The following is a 15,620-nucleotide window of genomic DNA, read 5'->3' on the forward strand; positions in this document are numbered from 1 at the left end:
GGTCCGTCAATCCGTGGCCTAGGCCGAGACGGAACCGCTGGTCGAAGCGGTCTGACGGAACAGCCACTCGGACTTCAGCTCCGCGTAACCGGGCTTGATCACGTCGTTGATCATGGCCAGTCGTTCATCGAAAGGAATGAACGCGGACTTCATCGCATTGACGGTGAACCACTGCATGTCGTCGAGCGTGTAGCCGAAGGTGTCCACCAGGTGCTCGAACTCGCGGCTCATGCTGGTGCCGCTCATCAGGCGGTTGTCGGTGTTGACCGTCAGCCGGAAGTGCAGCTTGCGCAGCAGGCCGATCGGGTGCTCGGCGTACGAGGCGGCCGCGGCGGTCTGGAGGTTCGAGGTGGGGCACATCTCCAGGGGGATGCGCTTGTCGCGGACGTAGGAGGCCAGGCGACCCAGCTTCACCGAACCGTCGGCGGCGACCTCGATGTCGTCGATGATCTTCACGCCGTGACCGAGGCGGTCGGCGCCGCACCACTGCAGGGCCTGCCAGATCGACGGCAGGCCGAAGGCCTCGCCCGCGTGGATGGTGAAGTGGTTGTTCTCGCGCTTGAGGTACTCGAACGCGTCGAGGTGGCGGGTGGGAGGGAACCCCGCCTCGGCGCCGGCGATGTCGAAGCCGACCACGCCGTTGTCGCGGTAGCGGTTGGCCAGCTCGGCGATCTCCAGCGCGCGGGCGGCGTGGCGCATCGCGGTGAGCAGGGCTCCGATGCGGATGCGGTGGCCGTTGGCCCGCGCGCGGCGCTCGCCCTCGCGGAAGCCGTCGTTGACCGCCTCGACGACCTCTTCGAGGGTCAGGCCGGCTTCGAGGTGCTGCTCGGGGGCGTAGCGGATCTCGGCGTAGACGACGCCGTCCTCGGCGAGGTCCTCGGCGCACTCGGCGGCGACGCGGAAGAGCGCCGCCTTCGTCTGCATGACGGCGCAGGTGTGCGCGAACGTCTCCAGGTAGCGCGGGAGGGAGCCGGAGTCGGCGGCGTCGCGGAACCAGACGCCGAGCTTGTCGGCGTCGGTCTCGGGCAGCTTGTCGTAGCCGACCTCGCGGGCCAGCTCGATGATGGTCCCGGGCCGCAGGCCACCGTCGAGGTGGTCGTGCAGCAGCACCTTCGGGGAGCGGCGGATCTGATCCGGGGTGGGCAGGTTGGCGGTCTCGCTCGTCATCTGCGCACTCTAGCTCCTACGCGCGTAGAGCACGCGTCGGCATCGGCGGTCGATATGTAACAGAGACCGTAAGGACGGGTGGTGTACACCTCCGCGTCTGAGACTGTTCCGCCATGGCACAGCATGCGCCGCCGGCGCGCGGGGCCCGCCTGGGGCGGGCTGCCGGCGCGAACGGCTCGGTCTCGACGGTCAGTGGTGTGGTGCTCCTGCTCCCCGGAGCGTCCCGGTTCTCCCCCGGTCCGGTGCGCCCGCTCGCGCGCGCCCTGGCCCGGGCGGGAGGTGCGCGGGGCCTGGTCGCGCACGGTGTCGTGCACGGCGACGCGCCCCGGGAGGAGGCCGCGCGCTGGGCCGCCGAGGAGGTGGTGCGCCGCTACGGGGACGTGCCGGTGTGCCTGGCCGGCTACGGGGCCGGCGGCCGGGCGGCGCTCTTCGCCGCCGGGCACGCGGCGGTCAACTCCGTCCTGGCGATGGCCCCTTGTCTGGCGGAGAGTGCGGACGACCGCTCCCCTGAACCGGTGAAACAGCTCGCCGGTCGACAGGTGTTGATCGTGCACGGCACCAACGACGCGCGCAGCGACCCGGAGTCCTCCTTCCGGCTCGCCGAGCGGGCGAAGAAGGCGAATCGATCCACGTGCCGTTTCGAGGTGCATTCGGACGGCCACGGCTTACGGGAGCACCGGGAGGAAGTCGTGGCGCTGGGCGTGGACTTCGTCCTCGGGGCGATGTTCTCGGGCCCCTGGTCGCGGCCGGTCGTCGACGCCCTGGCCGCGCCCCCGCCGCTGGGGTTGCGGATGCCGCTGGCCTCGGGGTTCGGGCGCTCGCCGCGGGGCCGGTCCGGGCCCCGGGCCCGGGCGTAGAGTGGGAACGGACTCGGGGCACTCCTCTCCCGGAGGCGATGGGCCATGGCCGGACTGGTGCGCAGGAACTTCGACAGCGCCGACGAGACGCGACCCTTCGAGGCCGGTACGGGCAGGCTGGACCTGATCCGGACCGACGGCGGGGACGTGGGGCGCGCCGTGTTCGAGCCGGGCTGGCGCTGGTCGCTGCACATCAAGCCGCTGGCGGGTACGGACAGCTGCCGGGCGGCGCACACGGGGTACGTGGCGAGCGGTCGGATGCGCGTCGTGATGGACGACGGCGAGGACACGGAGTTCGGCCCCGGGGACTTCATGCAGGTGGCGCCCGGGCACGACGCGTGGGTGGTGGGCGACGAGCGGTGCGTGGTGGTCGACTGGACCGGGTTCCACGACTACGCGAAGCCCGCGTAGCCGGCGCGGTCCGCGTCCGAGGGGCGCAGCAGGGCGGTGGCGCGGTCGAGGGCCCGGTGCAGGGCGGCGGCGGTGGGGGCCGCGGCGATGACGTGCGCGTGGTGCAGGGCGCCGGTCGGGGCGTGGCGCACGGTCGCGTGCGCGGGCACGTCCAGGCGGGCCCGTACGACGCCGGGCACCGCGCGGGCCGCGGCGAGGGCCGGCGCGGCCAGGGCCAGGCGTAACCCGGGCGGGAAGTCGACGTAGCGCAGTCCGGCGTGGGCGGCGCGGGGGCGGCGGGGCGGGTCGGGCAGGCCGAGGGCGGCGGCGAGGGCGAGGGCGAGCACGTCGGTGCCGTGGGCCAGACGCAGCAGTCGTACGAGGTCCTCGGCGCCGGGGCGGGCGTGCGCCTCGATCAGGCGGGGGCCGCGCGGGGTGAGGACGACCTCGGTGTGGGAGGGGCCGTCGCGGTGGCCCGCGAGGTCGAGGACGGCCCGTACGAGGGCCCGTACGGCTTCGGCCTCGGCGGGGTCCAGGGCGACCGGCAGTTCGTGGCCGACGGCGGCGAGGTCGGGGCCCGTCAGGCGGCGGGTCCAGCCGAGGACGCGGTGGCGGCCCTGCCGGGAGAGGGCTTCGACGGCGAGCTCGGGCCCTTCGAGGAACTCCTCGACCAGGAGGTCGGTGACCTCGGGGTAGAACCCCGCGGCCGCCCGCGCCGCGGCGTCGTCGACGAGCAGCCCGACCCCCTCCCCGCGCTCGCCCCAGCGGGGCTTGACCACGCAGGGGTAGCCGATGAGTCCGGCGATGAAGGGCAGCAGCGAGGCCCGGCCACAGCGGGCGAAGGAGACGGGCCGGCCCGGGTGGAGGGTGTTGGAGCGGGCGCGCAGGACGGCCTTGTCCATGAGGGCGGTGACGGCGGCGGGGGTGGTGGTGCCGGGCAGGCCGAGCGCCTCGTTCGCGCGGGCGGCGGCGAGCGCCGTCGCGGGGCCGAAACCGAAGACGGCGGCGCGGCCCCGGCGGACCTCCTCCAGCCCGCCGATCTCCTCGACGAGGCGGGGGTGGTCGCGCCAGTCCGTCCGTACCCGCCGCTCCGCCCCCTCACGGTCGGATGGCACCGATGGATCCGGCGCGACCACCACGGTGCGCGTTCCCGCGCGGCGTGCGGCCGCCACCTCGGCGGTGCGTGGACTGAGCAGGACGGCGACGGGTCTGTCCCGTCGGCCGGTGGTCTCTTGCCGCAATCCGCGCTCCCCCCGTCACGCCGTGCCTCCACTGTGCCGGTTCGGCATATGCCGGACGTACGGGTTCAGGCGTCCACTTGCCGCCTTGCGGGAACACGAGGGGTTTATAAACACGTACAGGCAGGGACGAATACGCATATGCCAGCCGAAGCCGACGGAGTCAGCGGGGTCGACGGGGCCGCGGGGCCCGACGGGGCCCGCGGCCCGCGCGCGGGCGAGCTGAGCCCCGCCGCGCGCCGCCTGTACGCGTACGCCGTCGAGCGGCACGCCTTCACGCCGCAGGAGGCCACCACCGCGCTGGGCGCCCGCGCGGGTGCCGCCGTCACCGAGCTGGCCGCGGCGCACCTGTTGCAGCGCGCCCCCGGCGGCGGGCCGGACCTCTGGAGCGCGGTGGCGCCCCGGGCGGCGGCGGCCCGGGCCCTGGCCCCGCTGGCCCTGCTGGTGCGGGAGACCCACGACGAGATGGACCGGCTGCGCGGGCGCCTGGAGGCGCTGGTGCCCGCGTACGAGGCAGGCAGCGCGCGCCGGGAGCCGGGCGCCGGTGAGCGGCTGGAGCTGGTGACGGACCTGGGGGCGGTGCGCGGGCTGATCTCCGAGCTGGTGGCGGGGTGCGAGCGGGAGCTGCTCACCTCGCAGCCGGGCGGGGGGCGGCCGCTGGAGACCCTGGAGGAGGCCGTCGGGCGGGACGAGTCGCTGCTGGCGCGCGGGGTGCGGATGCGGACGATCTACCAGCACACGGCGCGCTACTCGCGGCCGACGGCGGCGTACGTGGAACGCGTGACGGCGCTGGGCGCGCAGGTGCGCACCCTGGGCGACGGGCTGATGCGCATGCTGGTCTTCGACGAGCGGACGGGGCTGATGGCGGTGCCGGACCGGGCCGGGGCGGCCCTGGTGGTGCGGGAGCCGAGCGTCGTGCACTTCATGACGGCGGCCTTCGAACGGTCCTGGCTGGGCGCGCGGCCGTTCCCCACGACGGTGAGCCCGGAGGCGGCCCGCTCCCTCTCCGACGAGCTGCGGCAGACGATCGTGCGGCTGCTGTCGGAGGGGCTGGAGGACAAGGTGATCGCGCGCCGGCTCGGGATGTCGGAGCGCACCTGTCAGCGGCACATCGCGGAGATCATGCGGGCGGTGGGCGCCAAGTCCCGTTTCCAGATGGGGTACTTGCTGTCCCTGAACGCGGAGAAGGACGGGGCGCAGGACACCGTCTAGGCACGGCGGGGCGGCGGTACGGCGGGGCGGCGGCCGGTCAGGCCGGGGGTTCCAGTTCCGGGATCAGGCGACCGCGCCGCGAGAGGAGGAACCGCTTGAACTCCGCGACCGGCGGGGTGTCGGGGTGGCCGTCGAGCCAGGCGACGCCGATCTCCCGGACGGCGCGCGGGGCGGTCACCGTCAGCTCGACCACCCCCGGCCGGGGCACGGCGGGCGGCGGCAGCAGGGCGACGCCGAGACCGGCCGCGACCAGGCCCCGCAGGGTCTCGGCCTCCTCCCCCTCGAAGGCCACGCGCGGGGTGAAGCCGGCCTCCGCGCACAGGTCGTCGGTGATGCGGCGCAGGCCGTAGCCGGCCTCCAGGGTGACGAAGGTTTCCTCGGCGGCCTCGGCGAGGCGGATCCGCTTGCGCACGGCGAGGCGGTGGTCGTCGGGGACCACCAGGCGCAGCCGCTGTTCGTCCAGGCGTCGGGCCACGAGGTCGGGGGCGTCGGGCAGCGGGGAGGTGAGGCAGAGGTCGAGTTCGCCGGCCCGCAGCTTTTCCAGCATGGCCTCGCCGTAGTTCTGGACGAGTGCGAAGCGCACGCCCGGGTGGTCGGCGCGGAAGGCCCGGATCAGTCCGGGCACGGTCTCGGGGCCCAGGGTGTGCAGGAAGCCGAACGCGACCTTGCCGAAGGCGGGGTCGGCGTCCCGTTGGACGGATCCGGCGGCGTGGGCGATCTTGTCGAGGGCCTGCTCGGTGGAGGCGAGGAAGGCGCGGCCCGCGGTGGTGAGGGTGACGGTGCGGCCCTTGCGGGCGAACAGCGTGACGCCCAGGTCCTGTTCGAGGCGGACCACGGCCCGGGACAGGGTGGACTGGGGCACACCCAGCTCCTGCGCGGCGCGGGTGACGTGCTCGTGCCGGGCGACGGCGGCGAACCAGGCCAGCCTGGGGGCCAGCATGGTTGTCACGGCCATGTCTTCTTCGTAACGGTTCGTTGACATGCGCCCCTCTGAACTGCGGTGATGCGTGAGTGGATCGATTATGGCGAATTCGTGCATTGGACGCATGAAAAAGACGGGCCTACCGTCGACGTATGCCTCCCGCTCATACCGGGGCGCCCGTGAAGCCGGGCGCCTCCACCCCGTCGTCCCCTCTCCCCTACGAGGCCCCCGCCCGGGACCCGCGCCCCGCACCGCGCGCCCCCGAGCGGCACGCGCCCGAGCGGCACGCGCCCGGCCGACCCGGCTACCGCCGGATGAGCCTCGCGCTGTTCGCCGCCGGACTCGCCACCTTCGCCCTCCTCTACTCCACCCAGGCCCTGCTGCCCGCGATCTCCGCCGGGTTCGGCGTGACGGCGGGTCAGGCCAGTTGGACGGTGTCCGCGGCCACCGGCTCGCTCGCCCTGTTCGTCCTGCCGCTGAGCGCCCTGTCGGAGCGGTTCGGCCGGACCCGGATGATGACCTGGTCGCTGGTGGTCGCCGTGGTCGTCGGCCTGTCGGTGCCGTTCGCGCCGAACCTGGAGTGGCTGGTCGTGCTGCGGGCGGTGCAGGGGGCGGCGATCGCCGGCGTCCCCGCCTCCGCGATGGCCTACCTGGCGGAGGAGGTCCGACCGAAGGCACTGGTCGGGGCGATCGGCCTGTTCGTGGCGGGCAATTCCATCGGCGGCATGAGCGGCCGCGTCGTCACCGGGTGGGCCGCGCAGGCGTGGGGCTGGCGGGCCGGGCTGACGGCCGTCGGGCTGATGGCGCTGGCGTGCGCGGTGGCCTTCCTGGTGCTGCTGCCCCGGGCGCGGTTCTTCCGTCCGGCCTCGCTGGATCCGCGCGCGGTGGGGCGCACCGTCGCCGGGCACCTGCGCGATCCGCTGCTGCTGCGGCTGTACGGGATCGGCGCACTGTTCATGACCGTCTTCGGGGCGGTGTACACGGTGATCGGCTACCGGCTGATCGACGAGCCGTTCTCGCTGGGCCAGGGCGTCGTCGGGTCGATCTTCCTGGTGTACCTGGTGGGGACGGTCTCCTCGGCGGCGGCGGGCGGGCTGGTGGCGCGCGCCGGGCGGCGCGGGGCCCTGTACCTGGCCGTGACCACGACCGCGCTGGGTCTGCTGCTGTCCCTCGCGGACTCGCTGGCCGCGATCCTGGCGGGGCTGGTGCTGATCACCGCGGGATTCTTCGCCGGCCACGCCGTGGCCTCGGCGGCGGTCAGCCGGACCGCGACGACGGGCAGGGCGCAGGCCTCGGCCCTGTACCAGTCCGCGTACTACCTCGGTTCCAGCGCCGGCGGCACCCTGGGCGCGCTGGCCTACCACGCCTCGGGCTGGGCGGCCACGGTCGGGATCGCGCTGCTCGCGGTGGTGGGCGTCGTCGCGATCACCCTGTGGGGTTCGCACGCCGCGCGCGCCGAGCGCCGGCTGTCGGCCGTGGCCGCCGCGGCGCGCTGAGGCCGGACCGGGGAGCCGGTTCGGGGAGCCGGTTCGGGAGCGGGCCCCGGGCCGAGCCGGACCGGGTCCGGTCCGGCTCCGGGGCTGAGGAAAAATACGCCGTCCCGTTACGGTCCACCCCCTTGTCGGGCGGGCATCGATCCGTCAAGGTGCGATTCCGACAGGGGAGGGACCGGATGGCGGGGATACGCACGCGCGCGCGGCGACGGGCCGCGGTGGTGTTCGGCGGGGCGTTGGCACTGGCCGCGCCGCTGGTGGTCGCGGGGGGCGGATCGGCATCGGCCGCCGCCTGCAACGTGACCACGGGGCCGCACCAGCGGCAGGTGGAGCAGTTCCTGGGGCGGCCGGTGGACGGGGTGCAGTCGACCGCCGACTGCCTCGCCATCCAGAGCTTCCAGGCCACCCACGGGATCACGCCGACGGCGGGGTACGCGGGCCCGCTGACGTGGCAGACGATGAACACCATGCTGGCCCAGCGGGCGGCCGGGAAGAACCCGAACGCCGCCGGTCAGTGCCCCACCAACCGGGGCCGGATCGCCTGCGTCGACCTGACGCGGCAGCTCAGCTGGATCCAGGACGGCACGGTGCTGAAGTACGGGCCGGTGCCGGTCCGCACGGGCAAGGCCGGGACCCCGACCCGGACCGGCCTGAAGAAGATCTACTACCGCAGCATCAACCACTGGTCGACGATCTACAACGTCGCGATGCCCTACTCGCAGTTCTTCGACGGGGGCATCGCCTTCCACTCGGTCACCAAGAGCATGTGGAACCCGCCCGGTTCCGGTGGCTGCGTGAACATGACCACGACCGACGCCAAGGCCTACTGGAGCATGCTGGGCAACGGCGAGGACGTCTACGTGTACGGCCGCAAGCCCGGGACCTGAGCCCTCCCCGGCTGCCGTTGTCAGTGCCCTCGGGTAGTTTCCGAAGAGAGCGGAAACCACCTGGGGGACGACAGCCATGAGTGATCTCGCCACCACGCCGACGGAAGCGGACCCGAACGACCTGGACTCCGCGATGGAGCGCCACCGGGTGGAGCTGACCGGCTACTGCTACCGGATGCTCGGTTCGGCCTTCGACGCCGAGGACGCCGTGCAGGAGACGTACATCCGCGCCTGGCGGGCCCACGCGCGGTTCGAGGGCCGTTCCTCGCTGCGTTCGTGGCTGTACCGGATCGCCACCAACGTCTGCCTGGACCAGCTGAACGCGGGCCGCAAGCGGGCCCGCCCGATGGACTTCGGCGCCCCGCAGCACCAGGCCTCCGCCGTGCTCAACGAGCGGCCCGAGGTGACCTGGCTGGAGCCGGTGCCGGACGGGCGGGTGCTGCCGCAGACCGCCGACCCGGCCGAGACGGCGCTGGCCAGGGAATCGGTGCGGCTGGCCTTCGTCGCCGCCCTCCAGCACCTGCCGGCCAAGCAGCGGGCCGTGCTGATCCTGCGCGAGGTGCTGGCCTGGAAGGCCGACGAGGTGGCCCGTCTCCTCGACACCACCGTGGCCTCGGTGAACAGCGCCCTGCAACGGGCCCGGGCCACCCTCGCGGGCCGCGAACTGCGCGCGAGCGACCCCGTCGACCCGCTCGACGGCGAGCAGGCCAAGCTGCTGGAGGCGTACCTGTCGGCCTTCGAGGCCTACGACATCACCCGGCTGACCACCCTGCTGCACGAGGACGCGGTGCTGTCGATGCCGCCGTACGACCTGTGGCTGCGCGGGCACGAGGACATCGCCGCCTGGCACCTGGAGCAGGGCATCGGCTGCAAGGGCTCGCGCCTGGTACCCACCACGGCGAACGGTCTGCCGGCCTTCGGCCAGTACCGGCCGCGCGAGGACGGCGCGCCCGGGTACGTGCCGTGGGCGCTCCAGGTCCTGGAGGTCTCACAGGGGAAGATCGTCGGGCTGAACGCCTTCCTCGACACCGACCGCTGGTTCCCGCTCTTCGACCTCCCCGAGCAGCTCGACGAGACCGACGAGGCCCAGCAGGGCGCGTAAGGGCGGCGGCGCCCCGACGACGGTGAACGCGCCGCGCCCGCGGGCGGTCAGCCGCAGCCGGGCCAGAGCCTCTACGGCGAGGAGGTCCGGCGCCGTGACGGCGGTCGCGTCGCACACCACCGCCCGGGCCCCGTCGTCGTAGAGGCGGGCCAGTCGGGCGCACAGCAGGGGCACCTCCGCGCGGCGGGGGCCGGGTCCGGGCAGTTCGATGCGTGGGGTCGTCACGAGGGGCTGACTCGCCGGGGCCCCGGAACTCATCGGCCGGGCGCGGGGCGGTACGACGAAGCCCTCCCGCGCCGTGGGGTGCGGGAGGGCTTCGCCCCGGGGCGGTGCCCCGCGGGGACCGTTACGCGATGCGGTCCAGGACGATCGGGGTCGGCGAGAACGCGGTGCCCGCCGGGGCGACGTCGTAGGAGCCCTCCAGGGAGGCCAGGGCGTACTCGAACTTCTCCGGGGTGTCCGTGTGCAGGGTCATCAGCGGCTGGCCCGCGGTGACCGTGTCGCCCGGCTTGGCGTGCAGCTCGATGCCGGCGCCGGCCTGCACCGGGTCCTCCTTGCGGGCGCGGCCCGCGCCCAGGCGCCAGGCGCCGACGCCGACCGCGTACGCGTCCAGGCGGGTCAGGACGCCCGAGGCGGAGGCGGTGACCACGTGCTGCTCGCGGGCGACGGGCAGGGCCGCGTCCGGGTCGCCGCCCTGGGCCACGATCATCCGGCGCCACACGTCCATCGCGGAGCCGTCGGCGAGGGCCTTGGCCGGGTCGGCGTCCTTGATGCCGGCGGCGTCCAGCATCTCCCGGGCCAGGGCCAGGGTCAGCTCGACGACGTCGGAGGGGCCGCCGCCCGCCAGCACCTCGACGGACTCGCGGATCTCCAGGGCGTTGCCCGCCGTGAGGCCCAGCGGGGTGGACATGTCGGTGAGCAGGGCGATCGTCTTGACGCCGCTGTCGGTGCCGAGGGCGACCATCGTGGAGGCCAGCTCGCGGGCGTCCTCGATGTTCTTCATGAAGGCGCCGGTGCCGACCTTGACGTCCAGGACGAGCGAGCCGGTGCCCTCGGCGATCTTCTTCGACATGATCGAGGAGGCGATCAGCGGGATGGCCTCGACGGTGCCGGTGACGTCGCGCAGGGCGTAGAGCTTCTTGTCGGCGGGGGCCAGGCCGTCGCCGGCGGCGCAGATGACGGCGCCGGTGGTGTCGAGGACGTTCAGCATCTCCTCGTTCGACAGCAGCGCGCGCCAGCCGGGGATGGACTCCAGCTTGTCGAGGGTGCCGCCGGTGTGGCCGAGGCCCCGGCCGGAGAGCTGCGGCACGGCCGCGCCGCAGGCGGCGACGAGCGGGGCCAGCGGGAGGGTGATCTTGTCGCCGACGCCGCCGGTGGAGTGCTTGTCGGCGGTCGGGCGGGAGAGGGAGTCGAAGTTCATCCGCTCGCCGGAGGCGATCATCGCCGCGGTCCAGCGGGCGATCTCGGAGCGGTTCATGCCGTTGAGGAGGATGGCCATGGCCAGCGCAGACATCTGCTCGTCGGCGACGACCCCGCGGGTGTACGCGTCGATGACCCAGTCGATCTGCTCGGGGCTGAGCTCGCCGCGGTCCCGCTTGGTGCGGATGACGGAGATGACGTCCATGAGGTGACTTCCTTCTACGCGCATAGAGAGAGGGGTTGGGGAGAGGGGAAGGGAGACGGCCCTCCGCCCGCGGGGGCGAAGGGCCGTCGGTACGGCTATTTCAGGTGGTCGGGCCCGAAGGCCTGCGGCAGCATCGCGCTCAGCGGCAGGATCCCGTCCGGCGTCTCCACCAGCAACTCGGGACCGCCGAACTCGTAGAGCAGCTGACGGCAGCGTCCGCACGGCACGAGGCTCTGCCCCTTGCCGTCCACGCAGGTGAAGTGGGTCAGCCGACCGCCGCCGCCGGCCTGGAGTGCGGAGACCAGACCGCACTCCGCGCACAGGCCGAGGCCGTAGCTGGCGTTCTCGACGTTGCAGCCGGTCACGACCCGCCCGTCGTCCACGAGGGCCGCGACGCCGACCGGGAAGCCCGAGTAGGGGGCGTACGCGTGGGTCATCGCCTCGCGCGCCGCGACCCGCAGGGCCTCCCAGTCCACGCCGGCGCCCTCGTGCGCCGCGGGGTCCGGGGTCACTTGCCCTGGCCCTTGCGGTACGGCATGCCGTCCGCCTTCGGCATCCGCAGGCGCTGCGCCGACAGGGCGAGCACGAGCAGCGTCGTCAGGTACGGGGCGGCGTCCACGAACTGGCTCGGGATCGAGTCGGTCGTCGCGTACCAGACGAACAGCAGGACGGCGAAGACCGCCGAGATGCCGGCCTGGAGGTACTTCTTGCGGTACGCCTGCCACGCCGCGACGAGCACCAGCAGGATCGCGACCAGGAGCAGCAGGGCGTGGACGTTCTCGGAGCCGCGCAGCTTGAGGCTGTCGACGAAGCCGAAGAGGCCGGCGCCCAGCGCCATGCCGCCCGGCATCCAGTTGCCGAAGATCATCGCGGCGAGACCGATGTAACCGCGACCGCCGGTCTGGCCCTCCTGGTAGATCGGGCTGGCGACCTCGGAGAGGAAGACGCCGCCGAGACCGGCGAGGGCGCCGGAGACGACCACGGCGATGTACTTGTACTTGTACACGTTGACGCCGAGGGACTCGGCGGCGATCGGGTTCTCGCCGCAGGAGCGCAGGCGCAGGCCGAAGGTGGTGCGCCACAGCACCCACCAGGTGCCGGGGATGAGCAGCAGCGCGACGACGGTCAGCAGGGACAGACCGGTGACGAGGCCGCCGATGACGCCGGCGAGGTCGGAGACGAAGAACCAGTGCTTGCCCTGGAGGCTGTCCATCCAGTCGGACAGCCCCGGCACGGTGATCTTGTAGATCTCCTCGACGCGCGGGGACTGCTTGGAGGAGCCGCCCGGGGCGTCGGCGAAGGTGAAGTTCGACAGGTACTGGGTGAAGCCGAGCGCCAGGATGTTCACGGCCACACCGGAGACGATGTGGTTGACGTTGAACGTGACGGTGATGATCGCGTGGAGCAGGCCGCCGAGGGCGCCGCCGGCGATGCCGACGAGGACACCGGTCCAGGGGCCCCACTGGTAGCCGGCCCAGGCACCGAACCAGGTGCCGAGGATCATCATGCCTTCGAGGCCGATGTTGACGACGCCCGCGCGCTCGGCCCACAGACCGCCGAGACCGGCGAGGCCGATCGGCACGGCGAGGGACAGGGCGCCGGAGACCTGGCCGACGGAGGTCAGGTCGTTGGCGCCGCTGATGATGCGGACCAGCGAGACGAGCGCGAGGCCGCCGGCGATGATCAGCATGATGGTGGCCAGGCTGAGCTTCGAGCGGCCGCCCTGCTTCTTCGGGGCGGCGTTCTTCGTGGGAACGGTGCTGGTGCTCACGCCGCGACCTCCTTCTCGGTCTTGATGGCGTGGCCCGCGGCCAGTTCCTCGCCGACCTTCTGCTGCTGGCGGCGGATCCCGTAACGGCGGACGAGCTCGTAGGAGACGACCACCGCGATCACGATCAGGCCCTTCATGATCGTGCCGATCTCCTTCGCGAACCCGGCCGTGTCGAGCGAGGCCGAGGCCTTGTCGATGAAGGCCATCAGGAAGGCGGCGAAGAGGATGCCCACCGGGCTGTTGCGGCCGAGCAGCGCGATGGTGATGCCGGTGAAGCCGACGCCCACCGGGAAGGACAGGTTGTACGTGTGCGTCTCGCCCAGCAGCTGCGGCATGCCGGACAGACCGGCGACGGCGCCCGAGATCAGCATCGAGGTGATGATCATCTTCTTGGCGTCCACGCCGGAGGCCTGGGCGGCGGACTCGCTGGCACCGGTGGCGCGCAGGTCGAAGCCGAAGCGGGTGCGGTTGAGCACGAACCAGTAGACGACGCCCAGGGCGAAGGCCACGAAGGTGAAGCCGTAGATCTCCAGCCCGTCGCCGATCGTCAGGGCGGGGAACCAGCCGGACTCGGCGATGTCGCCGGTCGTCAGGTCGTTGGAGCCCGCGGGCTGCACGCCGAGGTTCTTCGGCAGGATCAGCCAGGCGATCAGGCTGGTCGCGATGGCGTTCAGCATGATCGTCGAGACGACCTCGCTGACGCCGCGCTTGGCCTTGAGGACGCCGGCGATGCCGGACCAGAAGGCACCGGTCAGCATGGCGACGAGCACGATCAGCAGGATGTGCAGCGGGCCCGGCAGGGTGACGGCCGTGCCGACGACCGCGGAGACCATCGCGGCCAGGCGGTACTGGCCGTCGACGCCGATGTTGAAGAGGTTCATGCGGAAGCCGATGGCGACGGCCAGGGCTGCCAGGTAGTACGTGCCCGCTTGGTTGAGGATGAGGACCTGGACGTCCTCGTAACCGGCGTTCTCGACCATGAGGCGCAGCGGTTCGATCGGGTCGATGCCCGTCGCCGCCAGCACGACCATGGTCAGCAGGAAGGCGGTGACCAGCGCGAGCAGCGGTCCCGCGGCGGCGATGAGCAGCCGGTCCTTGTCGAATTTCTTCATCGGGCCTCGTCCTCCGGGGAGTCGGTACCAGCGTCGGTACCGGCGGCGGAGTGGTTGTCGGGGGCTTCCAGGTGCCCGGAGGCGGCGCCCGTCATGGCGGTGCCGAGCTCCTCGGGGGTGACGGTCGCGGGGTCGGCGTCCGCGACCAGGCGGCCGCGGTAGATCACGCGCAGGGTGTCGGACAGGCCGATGAGCTCGTCCAGGTCGGCGGAGATCAGGAGCACGGCCAGGCCCTCGCGGCGGGCCTCGCGGATGGCGTCCCAGATCTGCGCCTGCGCACCGACGTCCACACCGCGGGTCGGGTGGGCGGCGATGAGGAACTTCGGGTTGTGGCTCATCTCGCGGCCGACGATCAGCTTCTGCTGGTTGCCGCCGGAGAGCGAGGCCGCGGTGACGTCGATGCCGGGCGTGCGGACGTCGTACTCGCGCACGATGCGCTCGGTGTCCTTGCGCGCGGCCTTCGGGTCGAGGATGCCCTTCCTGGAGTTCGGCGCCTCGGTGACGTGACCGAGGATGCGGTTCTCCCACAGGGGGGATTCCAGGAGCAGGCCGTGGCGGTGACGGTCCTCGGGGATGTACCCGATGCCGCCCTCGCGACGGGCGCGGACGGGCGACTTGGTGATGTCCTTGCCGTCCAGCGTGATGACGCCCGAGTCGGCCGAAGCCATGCCCATGAGGGCCTCGATGAGCTCGGTCTGGCCGTTGCCCTCGACGCCGGCGATCCCGAGGACCTCGCCCTTGTGGATCGTGAAGTCGACGTCGTCCAGGAGCAGGCGACCGACGGCGACGTTCTCGCGGCCGGCGGAGTCGGCCGGGGCGGCGGGCGCGAGGACCTCCGGCTCGGCGACGACCACGTCGCTCGCGGCGAGGGTCAGCCCCTTGACCTGGAGCATCGGGACGTCCGTCACCGTGGACTCGCGGGTCTCCGGGGAGGGCAGTTCCGCGCCGACCATGAGCTCGGCGAGCTGCTTGGGGGTCGCGGTCCGCGGGTCGGCGGTGCCGACCGTGGTGCCGCGGCGGATGACGGTGATGTCGTCGGCGACCTTCAGCACCTCGCCCAGCTTGTGCGAGATGAAGATGACGGTCAGGCCCTCGGCCTTGAGCTCGCGCAGGTTGTCGAAGAGGGCGTCCACCTCCTGCGGCACGAGCACGGCGGTCGGCTCGTCGAGGATGAGGATCTTCGCGCCGCGGTAGAGGACCTTGAGGATCTCCACGCGCTGGCGGTCGGCCACGCCGAGGTCCTCGATCAGGGCGTCGGGGCGCACGCCGAGGCCGTACGCGTCCGAGATCTCCTTGATCTTCTTGCGGGCCTTGGCGCCGATGCCGTGGAGCTTCTCGCCGCCGAGGACGACGTTCTCCAGCACGGTGAGGTTGTCGGCCAGCATGAAGTGCTGGTGGACCATGCCGATGCCGCGGACGATGGCCTCGCCGGGGCTGCTGAAGGAGACCTGCTCCCCGTCGATGGCGATGGTGCCCTCGTCCGGCTTCTGCATGCCGTAGAGGATCTTCATCAGGGTCGACTTGCCGGCGCCGTTCTCGCCGATCAAGGCGTGGACCGTGCCCTTGCGGACGCTGATCGCGATGTCCTTGTTGGCGACGACGCCGGGGAAGCGCTTGGTGATGCCGTGCAGTTCGACGGCGAGAGGGGGGCTGGACGCGTTGATGACGCACTCTCCTTGGCGCGGAAGGAGCTGGAAAGCCAAGTTGGCAGGGGGGACAGGGCGGGGGAGAGAAGGTATCGCGTCCACGATGCCTCTACGCGCGTAGCACTGTCGAAAGTGAAAACTTGCGGCCAACCGGCCACAAGTCGACACGGACTGGGGAGGGACGCGGGTCGGGGCCCGG

15 protein-coding genes are annotated in these 15,620 nt (G+C 72.5%); 6 read left to right on the forward strand and 9 right to left on the reverse strand.

Translation table 11 applies throughout. The features are described 5' to 3' along the window. Positions 1 to 18: 18 nt before the first annotated feature. Positions 19 to 1,167, reverse strand: coding sequence for an adenosine deaminase (locus tag ACZ6ZI_RS27100; protein ID WP_363057950.1), 1,149 nt, complete (start codon positions 1,165 to 1,167; stop codon positions 19 to 21). Between the two features lie 113 nt (positions 1,168 to 1,280). Between ACZ6ZI_RS27100 and ACZ6ZI_RS27105 the strand changes: the two genes are divergently transcribed. Further along, positions 1,281 to 2,024 carry an alpha/beta hydrolase gene (locus tag ACZ6ZI_RS27105; protein ID WP_469524948.1) on the forward strand — a complete coding sequence of 248 codons (744 nt, stop codon included), beginning with the start codon at positions 1,281 to 1,283 and terminating at the stop codon, positions 2,022 to 2,024. 45 nt (positions 2,025 to 2,069) lie between these two features. Further along, positions 2,070 to 2,435 carry a cupin domain-containing protein gene (locus tag ACZ6ZI_RS27110; protein WP_469524950.1) on the forward strand — a complete coding sequence of 122 codons (366 nt, stop codon included), beginning with the start codon at positions 2,070 to 2,072 and terminating at the stop codon, positions 2,433 to 2,435. Here ACZ6ZI_RS27110 and ACZ6ZI_RS27115 read toward each other — a convergent pair. Next, the gene (locus tag ACZ6ZI_RS27115) at positions 2,417 to 3,529 is read right to left on the reverse strand and encodes an ATP-grasp domain-containing protein (RefSeq protein ID WP_469524952.1); all 1,113 of its coding nucleotides are present in this window, start codon (positions 3,527 to 3,529) and stop codon (positions 2,417 to 2,419) included. The genes ACZ6ZI_RS27110 and ACZ6ZI_RS27115 overlap by 19 nt on opposite strands. A 264-nt stretch (positions 3,530 to 3,793) precedes the next feature. On the opposite strand from ACZ6ZI_RS27115, the gene ACZ6ZI_RS27120 reads away from it, so the two are divergent. Then, a complete protein-coding gene (locus ACZ6ZI_RS27120) occupies positions 3,794 to 4,864 on the forward strand; it encodes a LuxR C-terminal-related transcriptional regulator (protein WP_469524953.1) in 1,071 nt (356 codons plus the stop codon). Between the two features lie 37 nt (positions 4,865 to 4,901). Here ACZ6ZI_RS27120 and ACZ6ZI_RS27125 read toward each other — a convergent pair whose 3' ends face one another. Beyond that, positions 4,902 to 5,819 carry a LysR family transcriptional regulator gene (locus ACZ6ZI_RS27125; RefSeq protein ID WP_363057960.1) on the reverse strand — a complete coding sequence of 306 codons (918 nt, stop codon included), beginning with the start codon at positions 5,817 to 5,819 and terminating at the stop codon, positions 4,902 to 4,904. 119 nt (positions 5,820 to 5,938) lie between these two features. Between ACZ6ZI_RS27125 and ACZ6ZI_RS27130 the strand changes: the two genes are divergently transcribed. From ACZ6ZI_RS27130 to ACZ6ZI_RS27140, 3 genes are all read left to right on the forward strand, one after another. Further along, positions 5,939 to 7,282, forward strand: coding sequence for an MFS transporter (locus ACZ6ZI_RS27130; RefSeq protein WP_469524956.1), 1,344 nt, complete (start codon positions 5,939 to 5,941; stop codon positions 7,280 to 7,282). Between the two features lie 176 nt (positions 7,283 to 7,458). Next, positions 7,459 to 8,166 (forward strand): L,D-transpeptidase family protein, encoded by a 708-nt coding sequence (locus ACZ6ZI_RS27135; protein WP_469524958.1) that lies wholly within the window; start codon positions 7,459 to 7,461, stop codon positions 8,164 to 8,166. Between the two features lie 76 nt (positions 8,167 to 8,242). Next, on the forward strand, positions 8,243 to 9,268 hold the full coding sequence (locus ACZ6ZI_RS27140; protein WP_469524960.1) for a sigma-70 family RNA polymerase sigma factor: 1,026 nt from the start codon (positions 8,243 to 8,245) through the stop codon (positions 9,266 to 9,268). Here the strand turns inward: ACZ6ZI_RS27140 and ACZ6ZI_RS27145 are convergent. From ACZ6ZI_RS27145 to ACZ6ZI_RS27170, 6 genes are all read right to left on the reverse strand, one after another. Then, complete coding sequence (locus ACZ6ZI_RS27145) at positions 9,155 to 9,493, reverse strand: STAS domain-containing protein (protein ID WP_363057967.1); 339 nt, start codon at positions 9,491 to 9,493, stop codon at positions 9,155 to 9,157. The genes ACZ6ZI_RS27140 and ACZ6ZI_RS27145 overlap by 114 nt on opposite strands. 121 nt (positions 9,494 to 9,614) lie before the next feature. After that, positions 9,615 to 10,892 carry a thymidine phosphorylase gene (locus ACZ6ZI_RS27150; RefSeq protein WP_469524963.1) on the reverse strand — a complete coding sequence of 426 codons (1,278 nt, stop codon included), beginning with the start codon at positions 10,890 to 10,892 and terminating at the stop codon, positions 9,615 to 9,617. Positions 10,893 to 10,987: 95 nt separating this feature from the next. Beyond that, a complete protein-coding gene (locus ACZ6ZI_RS27155) occupies positions 10,988 to 11,404 on the reverse strand; it encodes a cytidine deaminase (protein ID WP_363057970.1) in 417 nt (138 codons plus the stop codon). Beyond that, positions 11,401 to 12,663, reverse strand: a complete 1,263-nt coding sequence (locus tag ACZ6ZI_RS27160) for an ABC transporter permease (RefSeq protein WP_363057972.1) — start codon at positions 12,661 to 12,663, stop codon at positions 11,401 to 11,403. Before ACZ6ZI_RS27160 ends, ACZ6ZI_RS27155 begins: the two co-directional genes overlap by 4 nt. Next, a complete protein-coding gene (locus ACZ6ZI_RS27165; protein WP_469524964.1) occupies positions 12,660 to 13,775 on the reverse strand; it encodes an ABC transporter permease in 1,116 nt (371 codons plus the stop codon). The genes ACZ6ZI_RS27160 and ACZ6ZI_RS27165 overlap by 4 nt, the downstream gene beginning before the upstream one ends. Further along, entirely contained in the window at positions 13,772 to 15,478 is a 1,707-nt protein-coding gene (locus ACZ6ZI_RS27170; protein WP_469524967.1) for an ABC transporter ATP-binding protein, read from the reverse strand. Before ACZ6ZI_RS27170 ends, ACZ6ZI_RS27165 begins: the two co-directional genes overlap by 4 nt. Positions 15,479 to 15,620 lie beyond the last annotated feature (142 nt).

The sequence above is a fragment of the Streptomyces sp. NPDC103540 genome (assembly GCF_055584445.1).